Source organism: Ferruginibacter sp., assembly GCF_049840995.1.
GTDB lineage: Bacteria > Bacteroidota > Bacteroidia > Chitinophagales > Chitinophagaceae > Ferruginibacter.
The window spans coordinates 97,219-121,370 of the sequence record NZ_JASGIP010000006.1 but is presented as its reverse complement, the minus strand read 5'-3'; the positions used below and the strand labels follow the sequence as shown (position 1 = coordinate 121,370).

Below are 24,152 nucleotides of genomic sequence, written 5' to 3'. Positions count from 1 at the left end.
TAAAGATCAAAATTACGATAGATGGCTATAAAGATAACAGACGAATGTATTAACTGCGGTGCCTGCGAACCAGAATGTCCTAACAATGCAATTTATGAAGGAGGAGTGGAATGGGCAATTGCCGATGGCACCACTGTAAAAGGAACGTATACTTTGCTGGATGGAACACAGGTGGATGCTGACCAGCGCAATGCACCTATCAGTTCCGACACGTATTACATTACACCTAATAAGTGTACCGAATGCCAGGGCTTTCATGAAGAACCGCAATGTGCGGCTGTTTGCCCGGTAGATTGCTGCGTGCCGGACGATATGTATAAAGAAACGGTGGAAGAGCTGCTGGCTAAGAAAGATAAAATGCATTTGGCGTGATCGTGAGACGTGAATCATCAGTCGTGAGAAGGGCCTGATTTTTGTAAAACCTTACTCACAATTGACCACTGACTACTCACAATAAAATTTTTTATAAGGCTTGATTGCCTTTTTACAGGCAGGTGATATTTCCTGCTACAATGGCGAGGGTATTTTAAAATACTTTCGCCTTTTTGTATCTTAACTATCTTTACGGCATGATGAAATTTTTACTTCCAGTGGTAGTGGCCTGTGTGATGCTCTCCTGTAATCTTTTTGAAAAGAAAAAAGAAGTGGCCGGGCCCGAAGAAAGGCAGAAGATGATGGATACCGACCGTGCATTTTCCAAACTCAGTGTGGCAAAGGGCATGAAGAATGCTTTTTTGGAATATATTGACAGTAACGGTGTGCTACTGCGGCCCGACCAGTTTCCGATAGTAGGCGCAGATGCCATCGATTTTTTGATACAGATCAATGATACCGCCTATACCCTGCAATGGGAGCCAAAAGACGGCGCTGTGGCGCAATCGGGCGAGCTGGGCTATACCTATGGCCTTTACAAATTAACCCCCTCCGGCAAGGATACGTCCCTTTATGGCACTTATGTAAGCGTGTGGAAAAAACAATCCGACGGCAGCTGGAAATTTGTGCTGGACAGTGGCAACGAGGGGGTAGGCGAGCCGGAAAAGCAGTAAGCAACATGGTTGCATATCAAATCCTTCCGAATTTTTATAAATAATCCATAATATTACTGCCGAATACAGCAAATCATCAATAGTAAACTATATTTGTTTCCTGTATCAACCCCTTACAAACAGAATGATAAAAAAGAATCGCACTCATTACCGGCGGCTACTCTGGCGAAGCCGTAATATCCTACAAAAGTGCCATTACCATCGAAAAGAATATTGATGCAACTAAATGGGAATGCTATAAGATAGACATTAACCCGGAAGGTTGGTTCTATATGGGCAACGATCAAAAAGTGCCGGTAGATAAAAATGATTTCTCCATTACACTGGAAGGAAAAAAAATACAATTCGACGCAGTATTGATCGGCCTGCACGGTACACCCGGCGAGGATGGTAAACTCCAAGGCTATTTTGATTGTTTAAAGATACCTTATACCGGTTGTGATGCAGCATCATCAGCACTCACTTTTAATAAACGGTATACTGTTTCAGTAGCCGCATTTTCGGGTATTAAAGTGGCGAATTCGGTACTGCTGATAAAAAATAATTTTACCAGCCCCGATGAAGTGATCAAAAAACTGCGCTTCCCGGTATTTGTAAAGCCCAACAATGGCGGTTCCAGTATCGGCATGTCCAAGGTCAATAAACCTTCGGATGAAATAGGGGCGGCCATTGATAAAGCATTTAAAGAAGATGACCAGGTGCTGGTGGAAGAATTCATCAGCGGCAGAGAGTTTACCATTGGTGTATTCAAATCCAAAGGCAAGATCATACCGCTGCCGATAACCGAGATCATTTCCAAAAAAGATTTTTTTGACTACGAAGCAAAATATGAAGGTGCCAGTGATGAGATCACTCCTGCAAATGTGGACGAGGCGATAGCAGAAAAAATACGTACGGTGGCGCAAAGGATCTACAGTGTATTCAATTGCAAAGGCATTGTGCGGATAGATTTTATTTACAACGAAAAAGAAGGCGAGCCTTATATGCTGGAAATAAATACGGTGCCGGGGCAAAGTGCAGCCAGCCTGGTGCCGCAGCAGGTGGCAGCAATGGGCATGTCGCTGCAGGAATTTTATTCTTTGTTGATCGAAGAGTGTTTTTAGTGCATCGAAATTTCTTTTCGATCAAAAAACCGAAATACAATTTCGGTAAACAATCGAAATGAAATTTCGATACACTAAACCGAAATAAAATTTCAGTGAACAAATCTAAAATCTAAAATTATTATTTGTGTTTAACTTTTTAACCAAACGGCCCTTGTGGGTGAACATCCTGGCAGCAGCGATCCTTACATTTCTGCTGCTGTTCCTGTTTTTAAAGATGCTGGGATGGATCACCCGGCATGGCGAATACCTTACTGTGCCTGCAGTGGTAGGTAAAAAAACAGAAGATGCCATCAAGCTGCTGGAAAAGCAGGGCTTTGAAGTGCAGATACAGGATTCGGTATATACCGATACAGCTGCAAGAGGCATTGTGTTAAAACAATTACCCGATCCGAACTCTACTGTAAAGATCAATCGTACCGTATTTATTACGGTGAACAGGGTAACACCACCGATGGTGGATATGCCAAAACTGGAGGGCCAGACCATAAATGCTGCGCTGGATATGCTGCGCCGCAGTCATTTACAATTGGGTGATACCACATTTAAAAATGATTTTGCATACGGTACGGTATTAGAACAACGATATAACGGTGGACGTATACCCGAAAAAACAAAGATACAATGGGGTAGCCGGGTAGACCTGGTGATCAGCAACGGGCCCGGTGATAAAGAAATACCTGTTCCTGATCTGTTGGGGATGACTTTTGTGCAAGCTAAAGCTTATATGGAAGAGAATGGGATCATATTAGGCGCTTCATTACTCGACAACGATGTAAGAGATACTGCTAATGCTTTTATCTGGCAGCAGCGCCCCGAAAGATTTGACGAGGAGAAAAAGATACGCTTTATGAAGCCTGGTCAGATAATGGATGTGTGGCTATCCAGTGCCATGAAAATAGTGAAAGATTCGGTAGAAATTAAAAACGAAAAATAAAAATATTATGACAACGATAACTGCAGATGAAGTAAAGTTCCGGTTGGATTCCGGCGAAAAATTAAACCTGGTAGATGTAAGGGAACCGCATGAAAATGCGGAGTTCAATATTGGTGGTATCTTATTACCCTTGGGTAAAGTGCAGATCATGCAGATAGATGATATCGACGATCTTAAGAACGAAGAAGTGATAGTATATTGCCGCAGCGGCAACCGCAGCGGACAAGCTGCTTTAATGCTGGAAACTTTTGGCTTTACAGATGTAAAGAATCTTACCGGCGGCATGCTTGCCTGGAAAGAACGCTTTGGCGGGTAGAGTGAATGGTGAGTGGTGAATAGTGAGTACAGCAGCATACTGTTTCAAATTGTATACTGCTACTCACCACTGACCTTTTAAAATCGCACATTCAATCCCACCATCCAGTTAAACGGTGCCATCGGGAAATAATAATTTTCCGTGGTTAAGCTACCATCGTACAAGTAACTGAAGCTGTATCCATTGGGCTCATATTTTTTACTGAAGATATTATTGAGCTGTACAATAAGGCTGGTGGATTTAAAGGTATTACCTTCCAGCAAATAACTCAGGCGTATATCCTGCGTATAATAAGAGTTCAGGCTCCTGGACTTTAAACCGGTATTATCAAGGTATTGCCTGCTTACATATTTACTGAGCAAATTGATCTCCGCATTTTTTACAGGCGTAATGTTCACGCTGCCGCCGGCAATAGTGTTGGGTGAAAAAGCAATATTGGTGGAAGCATAAAAATTACTCGTCTGCCCGGTCCAGTCCCAACTGGCATTATACTCATCTAAATACTCTGTAAAATTCTTTATCTTATTACTGCTGAAAGTAGCATTGGCTGCCACGTTCAGCCATTTGGTAAAAATATACCTGCCCTGCAGTTCAATACCGGTGCGGTAACTGTTGGGCACGTTGGTACGGGTGTACGATCCCACATCATTGATCTTTCCTGTTAATATCAGTTGATCATTATACTTCATGTAGTACAGGTTGATGCCAAAAGAATAATTACTCTTCTTTCTTTCAATGCCCGCTTCAAAATCGTTCAGCAATTCAGGTTTTGGTTGCTGTGTGGTGCCTGCTTCAAAATCATCGCGGTTGGGTTCGTGCTGCGCCAGTGCATACGAAGCATACAGCTGCCAGTTGCTTTTGGTATAGGTAATGCCCAGTTTAGGGTTTACAAAATTGTAATTGTTTTTAACCAGCAAACCCGGGTTGTGTTCAAAGCCGTCGATGGCATAATTAATATAACGGTACTGGATATCCGCATAAGTCTGCAGGGTAGCTGTCCATTGCTGTGTCCATTTGCTGTAGAAAGAAAGATCTTTTTTATGTGCCATTAAATTGTACCAGCGGTAGTTGGCCGGCACAGCTGCCTGTACCTTGGCCCAAACGATCTCTCCGTAATGCTTACCGTCATATTGATTCAAACCACCACCAATAGTAAGATCTGTTTTGGCTTTATGATATTGAGCGGAAAATACAGTGCCATAAAAATTATTATCCAGCCATAACCTTCTTACCAGGTCGGTTGAAGAAATGGTGCTGCTGCCATTGTTGTAATCAGGCAAGCCATAATCGGCCAGTTGAGCATCGGCCTTGTATTGCTCGTAATAACCTTTTCCCCTGGTAAGAAATATGGCTATATTACCTTTCCAGTAATCATTGATCTTACGGTTGTAAAAAAGCTGGTAATGCGTTTGCGTATAATTATCGGTCTCGTTATCGTAAGGTTCACCTGTTTTTGCAGTACCGGCAGAATTATAGGTGCGGTTGGTGGCCAGTAAATATTCCGGTACACCATTCCATGCCTGGTAAGTTTTTTCTTTACCGCTGAAAATATTCAGGCGCAGGGAATTCTTATCATCTAAATAAGCAGTGCTGAAATAGAAGGACTTTAAATTACTCTTTGCACGGTCGATATAACCATCGCTGCCGATATGGCTCAGCCTGCCATCAATGGTAAAATGATTACCGAGAATACCACTGCCGAACTGCAGGGTGTTTTTAGTGGTATTAAATGAGCCGTAGCTGTTGTTGAGTTCGGTGTAGAATTTTTTGTTGATGTCGTTGGTGGAAAGATTGATGCTGGCCCCGAAAGCGCCGGCACCATTGGAAGAAGTACCCACGCCGCGTTGCACCTGTATACTGTTGATGGAAGAGGAAAAATCCGGCAGGTCAACAAAATACGAGCCCTGGCTTTCGGCATCATTATAGGGAATGCCATTGAGGGTCACATTGATCCTGCTGCCATCCGTACCCCTGATGCGCAGGCCGGTATAGCCTACGCCGGCACCGGCATCCGAATTCACCACCACCGAAGGGGTTTGGTTCAGCAGCACCGGCAGGTCCTGACCCAGGTTGATCTTTTGAATGTCGCTTTTCAGCAGGGTGGATTTTGCAAAGGGCGCTCTTTCTGAGGCCCTTACGGCATTTACTTCCACAGGTTGTAAGTAAACGGTGTCGGCAGTTTTTTTAGGTGTCTGCGCCAAACACATTATGCTGCCCGAGCATAACAATGCACTGAAAAACAGTTTCATTTCAATAAAATTTGTGCTGAAATCCGAAGCAAAAGAGAACGTTGCCAAATTCCCGCTGTTAAGCGGGAGCCATTTCTTCCTACGCAGGCATTATCCTGATCAGGTTAGCGGGTATAATCTCAGTCGCACCATTAAGAGGCGGACACCCCGGAAATTCAGTCGGTTAAATAAGAACTTTGCAGCACGAAGGTAGGGCTTTTTTATTTTTTTTAAAATTTATGTAACAATTCGTTGCCTTACTTCGTATAATTAACAAAGTATAGCCATGAAATAACCAACTGAATGCCGGTATAGCGGGTAATTGGTTGGTTATTTGATGTGTAATGTAGAACCATAAAAAACATTTTCACATGAAAAAATTACTGTTATCATTTATCAGCTTTATTGCTGTTGCAGCATTTGCACAGGATAAGACCATCGTGGATGCCAATGCACAAAAAAGAACCCTTAATGCCAGCTTTACCGGTATCAATGTTTCGGATGGCGTGGACCTTTACCTTACACAGGGCAACGAAGAATCGGTTGCCGTAAGCGCTTCGGATGAAAAATACATGGAGCGTTTCAAGACCGTGGTGGAAGAAGGCGTGCTGAAGATCTATTACGATAATAAAGGCATCAACTGGTCTACCAACGACAAACGTAAACTGAAGGCTTATGTATCGTTTAAAACACTGGAAAAGCTACATGCTTCCGGTGGTGCGGATGTAAAGATCCAGGGCAGTATAGATGTGACCAGCCTCGACATAAAATTTACCAGCGGTTCTTCGCTCAATGGTAAGCTGAAGGCAAGTGAACTGGTGGTAGAACAGAACAGCGGTTCCAGCATTGATATTTCGGGCAGTTCGGATAAAATTAAAGTGGACGTAAGCAGTGGCGCCGTATTTAAAAGTTACGACCTGGCCGTTGATTACTGCGATGCAAAAGCGAGCAGTGGTGGTGGCATCAGGATCACCATCAATAAAGAACTGAACGCAAAAGCCAATAGCGGCGGCGGTGTAAAATATAAAGGCGAAGCCGTTATAAAAGAAGTGAACGTGAACAGTGGCGGCTCTGTAAAAAAAGCATAATTATCTAAAGTGGTTGTATGAAAAAAATAATTGTAAGTGTACTGGTGAGTTGTATGGCCCTGGTGGCAACAGCACAAAAGGAAGTGGTGAATGATCCCAATGCAGAATTGCGGGAGATCAGCGGCAGCTTTAATAAGATAAAAGTTTCCGGCGGCATCGAATTATTCCTCACCCAGTCGGAAGAGGAGGCTGTTGCTGTAAGCGCCTCCGAAGAAAAATACAAGGAAGGTATCAAGACCGTGGTGGAAAATAATACGCTGAAGATCTACTATTTTGGCGAAAAGTTGTGGAATGTGCTCAAGAACAAAAGTCTTCGTGTATACGTTTCGTTTAAGCAGCTGGAATTGCTGGATGCTTCGGGTGCCAGCGGGGTGCAGGTGGCTGGTGTGGTAACGGTTCCAGCTTTAACGCTTACTATGAGCGGCGCCAGTAATTTTAAAGGCGCTATTAAAGTAACCGATCTTAAAATGGAACTGAGCGGAGCTTCGGATATCACCATTAAAGGCATTGCCACTACAGCCCGTATTGAAAGCAGCGGCGCCAGCGATATTGATGGCTACGAATTATCGACTGATATCTGCAATGCAAAAGCATCCGGCGCATCAGATATTAATATTACGGTAAATAAAGAATTAACAGCCAGCGCCAGTGGTGCCAGTGATATTTCTTACAAAGGAGATGGCAAACTGAACGAAGTGCATTCGAGTGGCTCCAGCAGTGTTTCCCGAAAAGGTTAATTAGTTAATTGGTTTATTAGTTTACTTGTTTATTGGTTGATCAGTATTTGTGTTGTACTGGTTAACCAATAAACCATTTAACCAGTTAACTAATAAACTATTTGGAAAAAGCCCATAGTAAGAATTGCGGCAGGTGATTGCTCCAGGAAGTATAATCATGAATGCCGTTGGCATCTTCGGTATAAACAATATCATCCTGCGCACATACATTTTTGCTTTTGATCATTTCCAACAGGTCTTTCGTATCGTCTATCACATCGATCACGCCATCCTTATCCCTGTCGCCGGTCTCTTCTTTCCCACCAGTATAGAACCAGTATTGTAAATGTGGTTTTTTTCTTGAAGAGCGGATCTTGCTGATCATGATCCTGTCTTTATCATCGCTGTAGTCTGCAGCTTTATCGCCTTTATCCCGCCACCAGAAAGAACCGGAAAAAACGCCTACTTTATCGATCTTGTCTGCATTATCCCATGCAATATCAAAAGCAGAAAGGCCGCCGAGCGAACAGCCCGCCAGCACCACCGATTTAAATTTTCTTACACCCGCTTTCTTTTTGGCAAAGGGGTATAATTCGTTGTCGATAAAGGCTGCATATTTATCGGCTTTGTCACCACGGTTCATAAAATCGGGTATTTCACTTACGCCATATTCTTTATTCCGGTCGCCGGCAGTAATGGCCACAACGATAAGGGGTTGAATTAATTTTTTGCGGTACAAACTATCCATGATCTCTTTTACACGAAAGCGGGTAATATCCTGCCCGTCGTTGAGCAATAAAAGGTTCAGTTCGCTTTTATCATCCGGTATAGGGGTGGAAATGATGGTCAGTTTTACCTGTCTTTGCAGGTGACGGCTGTAAATCTCGTCTTCCTGCACTTTTATTTTCTTTTTACAGCTTATTACAGAACTCAATAGCAGCAAGGCTGTTAGCCCTAAAAAACATTTTTTTAGCATGACCAAATGTACAAATCAAAGTTTATTATTTGGTGGCAAATGCACAAAACCTTAATTTTGCACCGCGAAGTAGAGCAGCGGTAGCTCGTCGGGCTCATAACCCGAAGGTCACTGGTTCGATCCCAGTCTTCGCAACAAAAAATTGAAGGCTCTGTGGAGCCTTTTTTATTCTTAACAAACGTGTTAATGAATATGATTACCTTCTTCTCTTCCGGCCGTTATTGGGCCAATTGGTGGTAATTCTATTCTTTTAATCACCACATTCATGAAATCAGGTTTTGTAAACATATTCGGTAAGCCTAACGCCGGCAAAAGCACTTTGCTGAATGCCTTGATAGGAGAGAAGATGGCCATTGTATCGCATAAGGTACAAACCACCCGTCACCGTATTAAAGCTATTCTTACAGAAAAAGATTACCAGGTAATATTTTCTGATACACCCGGCATTATTGAGCCGAAATATAAACTGCACGAAAAAATGATGCAGGCGGTAAAGAGCAGCCTGGAAGATGCGGATATTGCTTTGCTGATAACGGATGTGAATGAAGAGCAGGAAGAAAGCAACAACATCTTTACTGCATTAAAATTAAAAGTGCCTGCTATCGTGGTGTTGAACAAAGCGGATAAAGCAACAGAAGAACAACAAAATACCATCACTGAATTTTACAGGAAACAACCTTATTGTAAAGATGTGGTGATATTATCTGCTTTAAAGAAAAACGGCATTGATTTTCTGCTTAAAAAAATAATCAAACTGTTACCAGAGGGGCAACCCTTTTATGATGGAGATGACCTGAGCGATATGCCCACCAAATTTTTTGTGGGAGAGCTGGTAAGGGAAAAAGTGTTCCAGTTATTTGGCGATGAGATACCTTATCATACCACGGTATTGATACAGGAGTTCACAGAAAAAACAACACTGATAAAAATAAGGGCCGAGATCATTGTGCAGCGGGAAACACAAAAAGGTATTATTTTAGGAGAAGGCGGCAAGATGATCAAGCAGCTGGGCAGCAATGCAAGAAAAGATATTGAAGCATTTTTGGGCAGCAAGGTCTTTTTAGAATTGTTTGTAAAAGTGCGGCCCAAATGGAGGGATAATGAAATGCAGTTGAAAGAATACGGATATTAAGCCCCCTCCGCACCTCCCGCTTTGGGCGGGATAAATTCCGGGGGAACCGGCAGTAAGAAAATCAAAGCGTATTTTATTTTTCAATCACTTCAAATAGGAAGTTGATGGAGAAAATTTATAAACATTAAAACTAAGTTCCCCTTTAGGGGACAGGGGTTATGAGTTTTACAGTAGCAATAACAGGAAGGCCCAATGTAGGCAAAAGCACATTCTTTAACCGTATGCTGGAACAGCGTAAGGCCATTGTGGATGATGTGAGCGGTGTAACAAGGGACAGGCAGTACGGCATTGCCGAATGGGCGGGCAAAACATTCAATGTGATCGATACCGGTGGTTTTGTTGCCGGCAGCGACGACGTGTTTGAAAAAGAGATCCGCAAGCAGGTATTGATCGCCGTGGAAGAAGCCAATGCCATCATTTTTATGGTGGATGTTGCCACCGGCATTACCAACCTGGATGAAAGCATGGCGGAAATATTGCGCCGCAGCAGCAAGCCTGTTTTTTTAGTGGTGAACAAAGTAGATAATCATGATCGCTTGTTGGAAGCCACTGAATTTTACAGCCTGGGTTTTGAAAGCATCTTCTTTGTTTCTTCCATTAGCGGCAGCGGTACGGGTGAGATATTGGATGCCATCACTGCATTGATAAAACCGGATGATGAAGCTGCGTCTGCTGAAGATGGCTTGCCCAAATTTGCGATCATTGGTCAGCCGAACGTGGGTAAATCATCTTTACTGAATGCGCTGATAGGAACGGAAAGAACTATTGTAAGCGATATTGCCGGTACCACCAGGGATACGATCCATACCCATTACAATTTATTCAACAAGGAATTTATATTGATCGATACGGCCGGTATCCGTAAAAAAGCAAAAGTGCATGAAGACCTGGAATTCTATTCGGTAATACGTGCCATAAAAGCATTGGATGAAGCGGATGTGTGTTTGCTGATGCTGGATGCAGGCAAGGGCATTACTGCGCAGGACCTTGCCATATTTTCGATGGCAGAAAAAAAGGGTAAGGGCATTGTGGTGCTGGTAAATAAGTGGGACCTGGTGGAGGATAAGAAGACCAATACCGCCAAGGATTATGAAGCAGTGCTGAAAAAGAAACTGGCGCCATTCTCTGATGTGCCCATCATCTTTATTTCGGTGCATGAAAAGCAACGTATTTTTAAAAGCATCGAAGCAGCCCTGGAAGTATACGAGAACAGGCAGCGCAAAATACCTACTTCGCAACTTAATGAAGTAATGCTGAAAGCGATCGAATCGTACCGCCCGCCTGTGGTAAGGGGCAACCTGATCAAAATAAAATATGTGACCCAATTGCCGGTGCATACGCCCACGTTCGCATTTTTTGCTAATTACCCGGATGATATCAAAGCGCCGTACAAGAATTACCTGGAAAACCAGCTGCGGGAAAAGTTCAATTTCAGCGGGGTGCCGGTAAGGCTGTTTTTCAGGAAAAAATAAGGCAAAAAAGGGCCGTTTTTGGGGTCTATTGTTATGAAATTCAGCAATTTGGTTAAAAAACTTGCATTATTAAAAAAAACTATTAGTTTTGCATCCAATTAAAAACTAAAAAGAAATACAATGAAAAAATTATTTGCCATTTTAGCTGTTGCCTCTGTAATGACAGCTTGTACTAACGCTACTGACGACAAAGCTGCAGCTACTAATGATTCTATTGCTGCTAAAGCTAAAGCTGACAGCGCTGCTGCTGCAAACAAAATGACTGAAATGAAAGATTCAGCTGCAAGCAAAATGAACGAACTGAAAGATTCAGCTGCAAGCAAAATGAACGAATTGAAAGATTCAGCTGCAAGCAAAATGAAAGCTGTAACTGAAAAAGCAAAAGAAGGTGCTGATAAAATGGTTGATAAAGCTAAAGAAGCTGTAAAACACTAATTTATAACCGCAAGGTTTTAAAATACGGGTCCTCCTGCAATTGCGGGAGGATTTTTTTTTGCATTAAGACGATCGTATCACTGCTGCGGCGTAATGACATAAATACCCAGAGAACGGTATTTGATTTGCCTGCTGTAGTTTTTACTTTTATCACAAAAAATGCGTACTATAAAGATCACGATCCTGTTGATGCTGGCTGCAACTGTTGCCGCAGCGCAGGATGCCAGCAGCCTTTACAATGAAGGGCTGGAATTGAAAAAACAGGACAGTAAAGCGGCCTGCGATAAATTTAAACAGGCGGTACAGCTTAAACCTGATTATACCGAAGCTATTTATGAAATGGGCTGGTGCCAGAACGACCAGAAACAATACAGGGATGCACTTTCTTCCTTTCGTAAAATAATAAAAGTATGGGCCAGTATCCCCAAGCTGAATTTTGAAACGGGTTATGCATTTGAAAAACTGGAGCAAACAGATTCGGCAATCTATTATTACAATAACTGCCTTCAATTAAAATCTGATTATTCGCTTGCTTACAAACAACTGGGCATGATCGCCTATAGTAAGAATGAAAGCGAGGACAAGATACTGGATTACTTTTCAAAATACGAGGCCAGTGCAAAAGCGCCTATCACTGATTACCTGTACTGGTACCGCAAAGGGTTTACGCAAAATGCAAAGAAGGATTACGAAGGTGCCAGGATAAGTCTTAAAAAATCTTTGGAAAGCAAAACTGATTATACCAATACTTACCTGGAACTGGGATTTGCCAGCAGCAAGCTAAAGCAAAATGATGATGCCATTGCTTATTATAAAAAAGCCATAGAAATGGATCCCAAAAGCCATATCGGGTACAATGGCATTGGCGAAGTGTACCGGGATAATATCAAGGATATGGATGAAGCGATGAACTGGTATAATAAGGCACTGGCCATTAACAGCAACGAACGCAAGGCCAACTTCGGCATGGGCTATTGCCTTAACAGTAAGGCTAAATACTATGATGCTATCACGTATCTTAAAAAAAGTATTGCCATGGAGCCGACATATACGGCCGCTTATGTAGAGATAGGGTATAGTTACTACAGGACCAATGATGCGGAACAGGGAGAAAGCAATCTTAAAAAAGCATTGCAGCTGAATAATAAAAATGAGAATGCCCGCTATTACCTGGGCCTGATATACATCAGCCAGGGAAAAAAATCGATGGCGCAGCAGATGGTGGATGAACTGAAACAGCTTAATTCTAAAAATGCCGCCGGCCTGCAGGATAAAGTGACTGCAATGAATTAAAAACCGGTGAATGAATTGTATACTGCCCCTGTATTTGTACAGGGGCTTTTGTTTTTCACAACTACCTGGTTTATGTGGAAAATATCGTAGCTTAAAGTGCAGAATAGCGGCAGCATTTTTATCTTTTATCGTATCTTGCTGATAGTAGTATTCCGCTCACGATCCCATCCCCATAAAAACACCGGCCCATACAGCACCGGCATTGTTTTAACCTGGAAAATTGACCATAATTTGTAGTTATGAAGAAAACTTTACTGTTTTTTTGTTTTGCTGTTGTATTATCTAAAAGTTTTTCGCAAACTAAAACATGGAATGGCCCCAGTGGAGGATCATGGAGTACTGGTGCTAACTGGCTACCTACAGGTATGCCTGCTGCTACTGATACCGTAATATTTAATTCGGCCAATGCCTGCGACCTTGATATAAGCCCCATCATTGCTGCATTAAGGGCAACCGGTGTGGGAGGCAATATTCTTTCTTCCGGGGGTATAGAATCAATGACCATCGGGAATAATGGTTTGGTGCCTTCTGTACTGAGTGTGGCCAGCGGCAGTAATTTAACTATTGGCAATGGAGGATTTGGTATATCATTTTCCACCTATGGAACCGGCGGCGCCAATACTGCACAAATAGCCGGCAGCTTAAATTTACTTTTTGCATCTTCCTGGATACCCTGCAACGCCGGCATTACCAATGTTACCAATACAGATATTACGGGCCAGATCAACGTTACCTCGATACATACAGGTGCTGCAATAACCAACAGTTCAACCGGAACGCTGCGATTTTTAGCAGGCTCTTCATTATTATGGTCAAGGAATGGCGGTACCATACCTACTGCAGATTACCAGGATGGCTCCATCATTAATGTTACCGGTGTTACCACCACCATGACAACTTTTGTAGGAAGCACCAACTATAATGGATTGTTGATATGGAATTGTGCATCGCAGAACGCTTCCGTTTTAGGTGCAGCGGCGGTGTTGTTGCCTACTGCAACTTATCCAATGGATAGTATCCGCGTTCTGAGTACCGGCTCCGGTACTTTGCGCCTGGCTACTGATCCTAACAGTTACACCATCGGCCACCTGGAAGTGCAGGGCGGTACTTTGGAAATGAGCTCTGCAATCACGAGCCCTCCAAGAACTGCTAACATAACAACTGATCTGAAAATTACCGGGGGCACAGTATTGCTCAACGCAACCTATTCCGGTGAAGTTGCAGGTAATGCAGCAGGCATGCGGTTGACGGTGAACCGTGATATCATTATTACCGGTGGTACATTGAATCTTACCAACAGGATCATTACAGGCACTTTAGGTGCAGGGCAAATACTTGCTTACCGGCATATATTACAATCAGGCGGTTTGATCACAGCATCCTCCACATTTGCGGCACAGAATTATATCAGCATGGATGGCGGTGGCGTGCAGAATTTAGAAATGGATAATGTGACCGGGCAGGTGGCACTTGTGGTTACGAACAATACTTCGGGCGCCAACCTGCAGGACAATATTGTATTGCCACACGCATTGAATTTTTCCGGCGGTTTTATCTCGTTCAACAATTTTAATATTTCGGTTAATTACGGATTACTGAATTCTTCTGCGGGAGGTAAAGCGGTTACTAACGGTACCGGTTCGCTTATTGCGCTGAGTATGCCTGCCAACGCCAGTAAATTATTTCCTGTTGCACCCAGCAGCAGTACGTACAATGCGCTGAATATTCTTACGCAGGCAAGCGCTGTTACAAACGATTACAGTGTAAGAGTTGAGACCGGTAATAACCCTGCGGGCATTTATAATAGCACAAGAACGATCAACAGAACTTGGTATATCGGCTCCACTTCCAGTATCACTTCGGGTACTGTTGAGTTGACGTTTCAATACGCCGGCACGGATGCCAATGCTTCCTGCCTGCCTGCAGCCAATATGGAACTGGGGCATTTTATACCGGGAGCGCCGGGCGCCTGGAGCATTGACCCGCTGGGCTCTGTAACACCAAGTGGCAGTTACAGCGCAGGGCCTTTTACTCCTGCAACTTTAGGCGGTTCTTCCTTTGTGATTGGCAATGTGGGATCGATACTCGCTTTTGGAAAAACCATTGATCTTACTGCACAAATACAAAATAATAAAGCCAACCTTGAATGGATCATCGATAATACAGCTGATATCAAAACCCTTGAAGTAGAGCGTGCCGCAGACGGACGAAATTTTATAAAACTGGCCGAAGTAAATACTGCGGTAAGGCAATACCAGGATGCAGCATTATTGGCTGGGCTTAATTATTACCGGGTAAAATTAACCGACCGCAATGGTAAGGTCACTTACAGCGCCATTGCAGCTGTGCTGAATAAAGAAAGTGGTTTTGATATTGTGGGACTGTACCCGGCTGTGGTAAACAGCAATGCAGTAGTGAATGTAACGGCAGCGCAAAAAACAAAATTGAGTGTACTCGTTACCGATATGTCGGGTAGGCAGGTGCAAAAGATACTGTATAATTTAGTGGCAGGCAGCAACCAGTTTACGGTAAACCTTGCAGGGCTCAGCGCCGGTACTTACCAGTTAACAGGTTATATCGAAGAAGGTATCTCAAAAACAGTGCGCTTTGTAAAACAGTAAGTCTTGTAAAAAATAATAACCTACATAATTGCCCTTATAAAACACCGCCATTATTTAAACGAAAAACTGACTAATAATTTGTAGTTATGAAAAAACTGATATTGCTTTTTTGTTTTGCTGTTGCTTTATTGAAAGGAACAGGGCAGGTGAATAAGACCTGGATCGGTGCCAATAATGCCAACTGGAGTGTTGCAACAAACTGGTCTCCCTCGGGTGTACCAGGGGCAACCGATACCGTTATACTCAGTTCAACCAACTATTGCAATGTAGATATCAATCCCACTATTGCAGCAATAAGAGCTTTAGGTTCAACCAACAGCAACGGGCTTACTAATAATACGGGTGTATCTAAAACAGTAACCATCAGCAGCAACCCAGCCACATCGCCTGTGCTGTATGTGGAAGCGGGTTCTAATTTTACGTTAGGCACTTTTTTAAGTACATCAGGAGTTTCGATCACCACTTACGGTGCAGCGGGTACCACCAATACAGCTAAAGTTGATGGATTGATGAACCTGGCTTATACTTCCACCTGGGATCTTACCGGGGGAACAACAGCCGCTACCATTGTAGATGTTTCTTCAACAGGTACCATATATCTTCCGTCGCCGCATACTGCTGCCAGTGTATTTTTAAACAGTAATACAACGAGGCTTCGTTTCTTTAGCGGTGCTACATTGGGATGGGCACGTAATGGTGGCGCTATTCCGGCAGCGGATTATCAAAACGGATCTACTATCAATGTTACAGGTGTTACCAGCACCATGCCTGCTTTCAGCGGCAGTGCCAATTATAATGGATTACTGATCTGGAACTGTGCAGGCCAAACTATTTCAGGCGCTTCAGCAATATTGTTGCCTACATCTTCATATTCAATGGACAGCATTCGTGTTATGTCTACCAATAGCGGCAGTTTAAGAATGACGACCGAACCTTCTGGATATACTTTGGGGCATCTTGCAGTGCAGGGCGGTACGGTGGAAATGGGAGCGCCGCTGCTGGGTTTTGGTACCTGTAATATCATGACCGATATGCAGATCACCGGTGGTACTGTGTATGGTAATATCAACAATATCGGCAAGGCAACAGAAAATCCTGTTACCATTACTATCAGCGGCAATCTTTCTGTAACCGGTGGTACACTCAATCTTACCAACCGCCCGATCATTACAGGGTTATTCGGGGCCTGCCAGGTGAATGTTGCCGGCAATGTTACACAAAGTGGTGCAGGCACTGTTACAGCTACTTATGCTTACGGTTCACAAAACCAGTTGGTATTAAATGGAACGGGAGCGCAGAATCTTACGATGACCACTTTTTCCGGGCCAATGGCATTGACGATCAATAACAGTTCCACTACTGCAGGCGTTAACCTGCTGAGCACCACATTGACTATTCCTGCGGCACCGGCTGCATTAGTGTTAGCCAACGGTGTGCTTTTTACCAGCAGTAGTAATTTATTGGTGATGAGTGCTGGTTCATTTGTTTCTGGTGGCTCCAACTCAACTTTTGTAAATGGCCCCGTAAAAAAAGTAGGTAATACGGCATTCACTTTCCCGGTTGGCAGCACTAGTTGCGGATCTTCGGGTACGCTGCGGGGTTATGCTACATTGGGCATCTCTACTTTTGTGGGTGGCGCTGCTACGGATGCTTTTACGGCGGAGTATAAAAGAGGTAATGCTTCAGCATTAGGATCGGGAACTATTACTGCTACAGGCCTGGATCATGTAAGCCGTTGCGACTACTGGACATTGAGCCGTGACAACGGTGCGTCTACCGTTGATATAACACTGGCATGGAACGGAACGATTAATAACTGCATCACTACCGCGCCATATGTAAACAGCCTGGCCGACCTGGTAGTGGCACACAATAGCAATGCCGGTGCAACCAGCTGGGATAACTATGGCACAGCGGGCAATAATACGGGTACAGCGGCTTCAGGTACGGTTAGCTGGACAGGAACCCAGAGCGGTACATTTGGAGCATTTGCTTTGGGCAGTATCAATTTTGCACTCAACCCGCTTCCTATCAGTCTGAACTATTTAAATGGTGTTAAACAAAGCGGCGCTCATTACCTGAACTGGAAAGTGACCTGCAACAGCAGCCCAAGCGCCACCATGGTGCTGGAACGCAGTGCAGACGGAAGGAATTTCACCTCCATCAACAGTATTACTGCCGATGCGGTCCGCTGCCAGCAACCGTTTGATTATACCGATAATCAACCTTTAAACGGCAGTAATTACTACCGTTTAAAGATCACCGATATAAATGGCAAGGTAACTTACAGCAGTATGATCGTATTGCTGAATGCAGCTACCGGTTTTGATATTGTTGGCCTGTATCCAACTGTTATCAGCACCAATGCGGTACTGAATGTAACAGCCGCACAAAAAACAAAACTGAGTGTACTCGTTACCGATATAGCCGGAAGGCAGGTACAAAAGATCGCTTATAACCTGATTGCAGGCAGCAACCAATTCACTGTAAACTTTGCAGGACTGAGCGCCGGTACTTACCAGCTGACGGGTTATACAGAAGAAGGGGTTTCTAAAACAGTGCGGTTTGTAAAACAATAAATGCTTGTCACAATACCAATGGTCCTGCTGAAAACGGCGGGACCATTTTATTTTTTACCGGTAATAATATAATATCCAAAATGCCTGCGGTATAAACCCAGTATCATACCCAATACGGGTGCGATCACATTATTCCATCTTTCTTTTTTTAAGCGGAGCGTTTTTGTTTTCCAGAGTTCTTTCAAAAAGAATTTAAAGCAGGTATAAGGAACGTACGCAACAGAAGGTGCAATGCGCAGGCTGATCTCTTTTACTTCAATATCTTTCAAACCGTATTTTGCAAGCGTTGCTGTAAAACCATCGATATTACCAAAGCAGGGCAGGGCCCAGCAATCGGTGATCTTTTTATTGAGTTTCCTGAAGAGCCAGGGCAGTTTTTTATCGTGTTTTAAAAAGCCATCAGCAATGCAGAATCGGCCACCCGTTTTTAAAATGCGGGCCATTTCTTTTATCACCAGTTCTTTATTGGCGCCGCTGGCATGGCAGGCGCTTTCCAGTGCGTAAGCCCTGTCGAAAGTCTCATCAGCAAAACTGATATTTTCAAAATTGTCTTTTACCAGGTTTACTTTATCCTGCAGTTGATCTTTTTCGATCAGTTCATTACCCTTGGCTAACTGGTAATCTACAATGGTTACGCCGGTTAGTTTTGCCAAAGGGTACTTTTTGGCAGTATAGCGGGCAACGGTGCCTACGCCGCATCCAAGATCTATTATTGTAGTTGGTTTTGTTGAAGGTATTTCCAGCCTTTTAAGCACTTCGTCGTTCATGCGGTACAGCATTTTTTCAAGAGAGAATATATCCGTGAACCGGCTGCAATAGCCAAAGTGCATGTTGAAATCCCTGCTCCAGGCTTCATAATCGGGCCCGGCAATATTGTAATAATCTTTTATTGGATTGTAGCCTGGTATGGCAGTGACTGCTGTACTGAACTTTAAAAGGGTGGGTTTTTGGTCGGTGAGCGTTTTCATATCCTGTTGATTTAGGGTATAAAGGTACTAAATTATTCTATATTTTCAAAAAATATTGAAAATATAGAACTAAATGACGCAATTGACCTTTTGTGGAAGGTATGCACATAGATGCTGTAAACTAAGGGTTATAAAGTATTGCCGCGGTAGCTGTGCAGTTGTGAGGTGGCAGGTTTATCTGCAGGTGGGCGCTTATCCATCTTCTTTTTAACGATGATATAGCAAAGTACTGTGAGCAATAATAACAATATGATAGTAAAATACACCCAGGGCTGGTCTTTTATCCTGCGTTTTTCTTTTCGTTCTTTCTTTTTGGCAATTTGTTTTTGCAATTCCCTGTTCAGCTGTTCAACAGAAACGGGTAGTTTTTTCACATCGCCCAGTTGTTCCAGTCCTTCCACGGCATCATTGATAAAATCATCTTCTGCCATCATTTTCTCCAGGTCATGCGTATCCTGTTTTGATAACTGTTTGCTGAGGTAATCCATCAGTTTCTGGTTATCAATATCCTTATTGCTGTTGTTCAATATATTTTTCAGGTCATCGCTCATTTAGAAAGTCATTGGTCATTGGTCATTGTTGATGGTTCTTAGTTCATGGATTTGCTTTGAACTTATGAACCATCAACTTTTAACTCGTTTTCTTTTCCATTAATAATTTTAAATTCCGTTTACCATTTTGTATATGGCTTTTTACCTGCATTAATGTAAACTGTGTTTGTTCCGTAATTTCCTGGTAGCTTTTTTTCTCCAGGTAAAACAAAGTTATACATACCTGCTGTTCTTTGTTCAGTTGTAATAAGGCTTCGGCCATATTGGTGAGCGCCTTATCTTTTTCAATATAATTATTTTTATCTGTTATTTCATCGGGCGTGGCCATTAATTGCTCGTTTATCTCGGCCGTGTATTTGCCTTTGTCCCTCAGTTTCATCAGGCAGTGATTTTTTGCCACCATGTATATCCAGCTCTTAAAATATTCCACTTTGTACTTGTGCAGTTCGTTAATGGCTTTTAAAAATACCTGCTGTACACTGTCTTTCGCTTCTTCCTCATTTTTCAGGTACTTCATACAAACACCCAGCAGCAGCATCGTGTACCGCTGCAGCAGTATACCCAGCCATTCATTATTATGGTCGGCATGAAAACGGCTCAGCAGTTCGTTGTCGTTGATATGTTCGTATCGGTCCTTACTCAAAACTTTGCAATAAGTTTGTATTACTAAGATGTAAACATAAGGTAATTTCCATAATTTAGGTCTGTACAAAATTCATGTTATGCAATATGCTGTTTGTAGTGTGCCCGTTGCACCCATTCGTAAGGAACCCGATCATAGAACTGAAATGAGCAGTCAGTTATTATTTGGCGAATGCTGCGAAGTTATCAATACTACCGTTAAAGGCTGGTTGCAGGTTACCTGCAAGGCGGATGGGTATGAAGGCTGGTGCCAGAAAGGCCAATTGAAACTGGTAGACGAAGAAGCATATAATAATGAGACAGTGCTTGCTGCCGATTGGGTCAATACTGTTGAGTACAATGCAGCACCCATGTTTGTTCCATTGGGCAGCCTGGTGTCGCTTAATAACACTACTGCCATATTTAAAGGGAAGCACTGGCAACCTGCAACCGCAAAGCGGGATGCTGCTACCATTAAAGATATTGCGTTCCGGTTTTTAAATACGGCTTACCTGTGGGGCGGCCGTTCGGTATTTGGTATTGACTGCAGTGGTTTTGCGCAGGCGGTATATAAATTTCTGAATGTACCCTTATTGCGGGATGCTCACATGCAGGCCACGCAGGGCGAACCGGTTGGCTTTTTACAGGAGGCCCGTTGCGGCGACCTGGCTTTTTTTGATGATGCAGCAGGGGAGATCGTTCATGTAGGCATATTACTGAATGATAAAGAGATCATCCATGCTTCCGTGAAAGTAAGAATAGATAAGATCGATAGTGCAGGGATCATTAATACCGATACGGGGGAGCGTACGCATCAGCTGAGGATCATAAAAAGATATTTCTGATCAGCCGTCATTTTTAATGATGGTATTCTGTTGTATATTCTGTACAGTGTTATCGCTGTTCTCTTTTTTAGGCTTGTCCAGGAAAAGCATTTTTACAGCAATGATGATCATGAGTATGGCAAATATTTTTTTAGATGTTTCCTGCGATAAGGTGAGCGCAATTTTGCTGCCCAGCAAACCGCCGATGATAAAACCAATGGATAAATATCCCACCACTTTAATATCGATATGACCCTGTTTATAATACTGCATTACGCCCAGTATGCCTACGGGCAGCAACAGTACGCCCAATGATGTACCCTGTGCTCCTTTTTGACTGAAACCAATAAAGTATACCAATGCGGGTACGATGATGATGCCGCCTCCTACACCCACCAGGCCGCTGAGTGTACCGGCAGCGATCCCTATCAGTATTATAATGAGAATCGTTTGCGTATCCATATTTTTTTGTTTTATGGTCATTTGCTGAAACTGGTTTTATAGAACTCGATCGCTTCATCAATTACTTTGTAGGCAGCTTCCTTATCCTGGAATTCATCTATTTCCACCACTTTATTTTCGAGTACTTTGTAATTCTCGAAATAATTTTTCAATACCGCTATAAAATGACGGGGCAGTTCGTGTACATCGGTAATATAATTCACACCGGGATCTTTAGATGCAACTGCAATGATCTTATCATCTTTTTCGCCGTTATCTATCATCTGCATATTACCGATAACAGTGGCTTCCACCAGGCAAAGGGACTGGATGCTTTCGCTACACATCACCAGTATATCCAGCGGATCACCATCCTGGCCGAGTGTTTGCGGAATAAAGCCATAGTTAACTGGGTAGTGAAAGGAAGAGTAGATCACCCTGTCCAGTTTCAGTAATCCTGTTTTTTTATCTATTTCGTATTTGGCGCGGCTGCCCTGCGGAATTTCAATTAAACCATTTACTACCTGCGGGGCTTTATCTCCGTAATGAGCGCCATGCCAGGGGTGGAGTACGTACATGCGTTAAAAATTATAGGTTATGAGTTATAAGTTATGAGTTTGAAGCCGCACCATGCCGCGGCAATGCCCAGTATTACGCTGCATACAGCATAAGCCAGCGCCATAAAATATTTTCCGTTTTGCAGCAGCACTACATTTTCGGCAGAGAAAGCAGAAAAGGTGGTAAAGCCGCCACAGATACCTGTTGCTAAAAATAATCTCCAGTTGTTATGAAATGTTTCGCTTTTTAAGCTTAATGATAATATAACACCTATTAAAAAGCTGCCGGTAATGTTAATGGCAAAAGTAGCCCAGGGAAAATTTTTTACCGGCACCAGTAATGAAGTGGCATACCGGAGCATGGAGCCGATCGCTCCTCCCAGGCCTACTAAAAGAAAATTTTTGAGCATGTAACAGCAGCTATTCTTTTACAAAGGTATATTTAAAATCGATGAACCACTGGCCATTCCTGCGCAGCAGTTTAAGATCGGTGGCATTGTCTTTTTTATAGGTATTGCTGTAATTCACCAGCGTTACACTGTCATTTACTTCCTTCAGCGTATTGATCAGTATTTCGGAGGATTTGTATTTTTCCAGTTCGCTTTTATCTTTTCCTTCGTACTGCCGCCTGGAGTTCTCAAAATACTGCTGGTTGGTCTCGTCTTTTAAAAGGTATTTTTCGGCTGTTTTAAAATCGTCATCCAGTACGGCCCTTATAAAAGTAGTGGCAACTTCCACATTGGTAACGGGCGCTTTGGGCTGATTGCTGTTGCAGGCAAATAGAACAAAAGCTGCTGCAAGGCTGAATGCTGTTTTTCTAATCATAGTTAAAGTTAAACATCTTTCGGCTAAGCTGATAAAAAAAGCACCCCGGTTTTGGGGTGCTTCTTTTTTATGCGTTCTGATATTATGGCTGTTTCATTTTGTCAGCAGCTTCTTTCATTTTTTTAGCGGCTTCTTCAATTTTGTCTTTGTTCTCGTTCAGCTTATCAGCGGCTTCTTTCATTTTATTGCTTAAAGAATCCACGTTCATATCTTTTAATTTATCCAGGCCGCTGTTCAGGCTATCCATTGCAGCAGTAGGATCCATACCTTTTTCGCTCATTTTTTCAGCGCCCATCTGCATCATTGATGCTTTATCGAAAGCTACTTTCCAGCTGCCGCTTTCTTTCTTTAAAATAAAATTCACTGCTTCGCCTTTTTCTTTATCCTTTACTTCCACAGTTGCTTTGTCGCCATCAATTTTTGGTTCGCCAAAGATCATTTTGTCTTTATTGAATTTATCCATTTCCTTATCGTCTTTGTCTTTAGCCATATTCATGCCCATTTGCATCAGTGCAAACATCTGCTCACTGTCTTTGGTAGCCAGTTTTTTTGCAGCATCAAAATCTTTTTTGCTCAATGCTTCAAAAAAAGCGATCAATACAGCTTTGGGGTCGCCACCGCCAGACTTACAGCTAACAAATAGTAAAGTTGTAGTTACCGCAACGGCTAATAACATTTTTTTCATAATAGTATTTTTAGTTTTTATTTAGGTTTCAAAATTAGTTTTATTTTCCATGTTTCAAACTATTATTGGTATAAAATCTTTTTTTGCAGTCTGCATAAGGGTTGCAAAAAAAGATCGTCCACGCCAACAAACGTAAAATCACCCAATTGGCTGGTGGTAAAGCGTAATTTTCCGTTGCAGCCCATTACCAGGCTTTTGTAAACAAATTCGGCGCAATACATGCGGTCGTTGCTTTGCAGGTCAAATTTCATGTCGAACATAATACCGATATGGTATAGCTGGCGCACGGTTATCATCAGGCTGTCAATATCGGCTGCATCCAACTGGTAACGGTACAGGCCAATGCCCCTGTTGGAATAAGGCTCTGCAAAAAGCTCAAAATTATCACGGCGTATTTTCTGGTCGGGGTTAAAATCGCCGCCCAGTGCATGGTACACAAAAAGTGTATCATGTTCCCAACTGGCAATGCCACAATGAGAGTAAGTCCTGTCACGCTGGTTGAGGCTGCGTAAGCTTTCGCTGGTGAAATCATTGCCGGTCCTTACAACAAGGTCGCCGGTCTGTACCATTTTTTTTACCGAGTCGATGGCAATAAATGCCCGTTGGATTTTTTGTTGCTCCTTAAGCGAATCTGCAGATGAAGTTTCAATATTGGAATGACCGGAGCTATCGCTGCATGCATACAAGATAATGGTACATAAAAAAATGAGGCAACCCTTAAGCTGCCTCATTGTATTT

25 protein-coding genes, 1 tRNA gene and 1 riboswitch are annotated in these 24,152 nt (G+C 42.9%); of the genes, 15 read left to right on the top strand and 11 right to left on the bottom strand.

Going from position 1 to position 24,152, the window contains the following annotated elements; genetic code table 11:
- Positions 1–21: 21 nt before the first annotated feature.
- The 5 genes from QM738_RS15835 (at position 22) to QM738_RS15815 (ending at position 3,402) form a co-directional block, all read left to right on the top strand.
- Positions 22–372, top strand: coding sequence for a 4Fe-4S dicluster domain-containing protein (locus tag QM738_RS15835; protein ID WP_462277701.1), 351 nt, complete (start codon positions 22–24; stop codon positions 370–372).
- 197 nt (positions 373–569) lie between these two features.
- Complete coding sequence (locus QM738_RS15830; protein ID WP_462277700.1) at positions 570–1,046, top strand: YybH family protein; 477 nt, start codon at positions 570–572, stop codon at positions 1,044–1,046.
- Positions 1,047–1,183: 137 nt separating this feature from the next.
- Positions 1,184–2,149: a D-alanine--D-alanine ligase gene (locus QM738_RS15825; protein WP_462278196.1), complete on the top strand. Its 966-nt coding sequence runs from the start codon at positions 1,184–1,186 to the stop codon at positions 2,147–2,149.
- A gap of 127 nt (positions 2,150–2,276) precedes the next feature.
- Positions 2,277–3,086, top strand: coding sequence for a PASTA domain-containing protein (locus QM738_RS15820; protein WP_462277699.1), 810 nt, complete (start codon positions 2,277–2,279; stop codon positions 3,084–3,086).
- Positions 3,087–3,093: 7 nt separating this feature from the next.
- Entirely contained in the window at positions 3,094–3,402 is a 309-nt protein-coding gene (locus QM738_RS15815) for a rhodanese-like domain-containing protein (protein WP_462277698.1), read from the top strand.
- Positions 3,403–3,479: 77 nt separating this feature from the next.
- Here the strand turns inward: QM738_RS15815 and QM738_RS15810 are convergent, their stop codons facing one another.
- Entirely contained in the window at positions 3,480–5,651 is a 2,172-nt protein-coding gene (locus QM738_RS15810; RefSeq protein ID WP_462277697.1) for a TonB-dependent receptor, read from the bottom strand.
- Positions 5,652–5,710: 59 nt separating this feature from the next.
- Positions 5,711–5,811, bottom strand: a riboswitch (TPP riboswitch).
- A 190-nt stretch (positions 5,812–6,001) separates the two neighbouring features.
- Between QM738_RS15810 and QM738_RS15805 the strand changes: the two genes are divergently transcribed.
- Complete coding sequence (locus tag QM738_RS15805) at positions 6,002–6,718, top strand: head GIN domain-containing protein (protein WP_462277696.1); 717 nt, start codon at positions 6,002–6,004, stop codon at positions 6,716–6,718.
- Between the two features lie 17 nt (positions 6,719–6,735).
- Positions 6,736–7,455 (top strand): head GIN domain-containing protein, encoded by a 720-nt coding sequence (locus QM738_RS15800; RefSeq protein WP_462277695.1) that lies wholly within the window; start codon positions 6,736–6,738, stop codon positions 7,453–7,455.
- Positions 7,456–7,552: 97 nt separating this feature from the next.
- Here the strand turns inward: QM738_RS15800 and QM738_RS15795 are convergent, their stop codons facing one another.
- A complete protein-coding gene (locus tag QM738_RS15795) occupies positions 7,553–8,368 on the bottom strand; it encodes an alpha/beta hydrolase (RefSeq protein ID WP_462277694.1) in 816 nt (271 codons plus the stop codon).
- Between the two features lie 105 nt (positions 8,369–8,473).
- On the opposite strand from QM738_RS15795, the gene QM738_RS15790 reads away from it, so the two are divergent.
- From QM738_RS15790 to QM738_RS15760, 7 genes are all read left to right on the top strand, one after another.
- A tRNA-Met gene (locus QM738_RS15790) sits at positions 8,474–8,545 on the top strand.
- 130 nt (positions 8,546–8,675) lie between these two features.
- Entirely contained in the window at positions 8,676–9,542 is an 867-nt protein-coding gene (gene era, locus QM738_RS15785; protein WP_462277693.1) for a GTPase Era, read from the top strand.
- Between the two features lie 158 nt (positions 9,543–9,700).
- Entirely contained in the window at positions 9,701–11,014 is a 1,314-nt protein-coding gene (gene der, locus QM738_RS15780) for a ribosome biogenesis GTPase Der (protein WP_462277692.1), read from the top strand.
- 120 nt (positions 11,015–11,134) lie between these two features.
- The gene (locus tag QM738_RS15775; protein WP_462277691.1) at positions 11,135–11,449 is read left to right on the top strand and encodes a hypothetical protein; all 315 of its coding nucleotides are present in this window, start codon (positions 11,135–11,137) and stop codon (positions 11,447–11,449) included.
- Between the two features lie 159 nt (positions 11,450–11,608).
- A complete protein-coding gene (locus tag QM738_RS15770; RefSeq protein WP_462277690.1) occupies positions 11,609–12,742 on the top strand; it encodes a tetratricopeptide repeat protein in 1,134 nt (377 codons plus the stop codon).
- A 239-nt stretch (positions 12,743–12,981) separates the two neighbouring features.
- The gene (locus tag QM738_RS15765) at positions 12,982–15,363 is read left to right on the top strand and encodes a hypothetical protein (protein WP_462277689.1); all 2,382 of its coding nucleotides are present in this window, start codon (positions 12,982–12,984) and stop codon (positions 15,361–15,363) included.
- An 86-nt stretch (positions 15,364–15,449) separates the two neighbouring features.
- A complete protein-coding gene (locus tag QM738_RS15760) occupies positions 15,450–17,942 on the top strand; it encodes a T9SS type A sorting domain-containing protein (RefSeq protein ID WP_462277688.1) in 2,493 nt (830 codons plus the stop codon).
- A 47-nt stretch (positions 17,943–17,989) separates the two neighbouring features.
- Here the strand turns inward: QM738_RS15760 and QM738_RS15755 are convergent, their stop codons facing one another.
- From QM738_RS15755 to QM738_RS15745, 3 genes are all read right to left on the bottom strand, one after another.
- A complete protein-coding gene (locus QM738_RS15755) occupies positions 17,990–18,910 on the bottom strand; it encodes a methyltransferase domain-containing protein (RefSeq protein WP_462277687.1) in 921 nt (306 codons plus the stop codon).
- A 128-nt stretch (positions 18,911–19,038) separates the two neighbouring features.
- Positions 19,039–19,461 (bottom strand): hypothetical protein, encoded by a 423-nt coding sequence (locus tag QM738_RS15750; protein ID WP_462277686.1) that lies wholly within the window; start codon positions 19,459–19,461, stop codon positions 19,039–19,041.
- A gap of 79 nt (positions 19,462–19,540) precedes the next feature.
- On the bottom strand, positions 19,541–20,104 hold the full coding sequence (locus QM738_RS15745; RefSeq protein ID WP_462277685.1) for an RNA polymerase sigma factor: 564 nt from the start codon (positions 20,102–20,104) through the stop codon (positions 19,541–19,543).
- A gap of 79 nt (positions 20,105–20,183) precedes the next feature.
- Here QM738_RS15745 and QM738_RS15740 point away from each other — a divergent pair, with 79 nt between their 5' ends.
- Positions 20,184–20,927: a C40 family peptidase gene (locus tag QM738_RS15740; protein WP_462277684.1), complete on the top strand. Its 744-nt coding sequence runs from the start codon at positions 20,184–20,186 to the stop codon at positions 20,925–20,927.
- On the opposite strand, the gene QM738_RS15735 is transcribed toward QM738_RS15740, so the two are convergent.
- The 6 genes from QM738_RS15735 to QM738_RS15710 all read right to left on the bottom strand — a co-directional run bounded on the left by QM738_RS15735 (position 20,928) and on the right by QM738_RS15710 (position 24,145).
- Complete coding sequence (locus QM738_RS15735; protein ID WP_462277683.1) at positions 20,928–21,389, bottom strand: sulfite exporter TauE/SafE family protein; 462 nt, start codon at positions 21,387–21,389, stop codon at positions 20,928–20,930. It lies immediately after the preceding gene.
- Positions 21,386–21,925 carry an inorganic diphosphatase gene (locus QM738_RS15730; protein ID WP_462277682.1) on the bottom strand — a complete coding sequence of 180 codons (540 nt, stop codon included), beginning with the start codon at positions 21,923–21,925 and terminating at the stop codon, positions 21,386–21,388. The genes QM738_RS15735 and QM738_RS15730 overlap by 4 nt, the downstream gene beginning before the upstream one ends.
- A gap of 17 nt (positions 21,926–21,942) precedes the next feature.
- Entirely contained in the window at positions 21,943–22,314 is a 372-nt protein-coding gene (gene crcB / locus QM738_RS15725) for a fluoride efflux transporter CrcB (RefSeq protein WP_462277681.1), read from the bottom strand.
- 10 nt (positions 22,315–22,324) lie between these two features.
- Positions 22,325–22,729: a hypothetical protein gene (locus QM738_RS15720; RefSeq protein ID WP_462277680.1), complete on the bottom strand. Its 405-nt coding sequence runs from the start codon at positions 22,727–22,729 to the stop codon at positions 22,325–22,327.
- An 82-nt stretch (positions 22,730–22,811) separates the two neighbouring features.
- Positions 22,812–23,414, bottom strand: a complete 603-nt coding sequence (locus tag QM738_RS15715; protein WP_462277679.1) for a nuclear transport factor 2 family protein — start codon at positions 23,412–23,414, stop codon at positions 22,812–22,814.
- Between the two features lie 62 nt (positions 23,415–23,476).
- Positions 23,477–24,145, bottom strand: a complete 669-nt coding sequence (locus tag QM738_RS15710) for a C40 family peptidase (protein ID WP_462277678.1) — start codon at positions 24,143–24,145, stop codon at positions 23,477–23,479.
- Between the last annotated feature and the right edge of the window lie 7 nt (positions 24,146–24,152).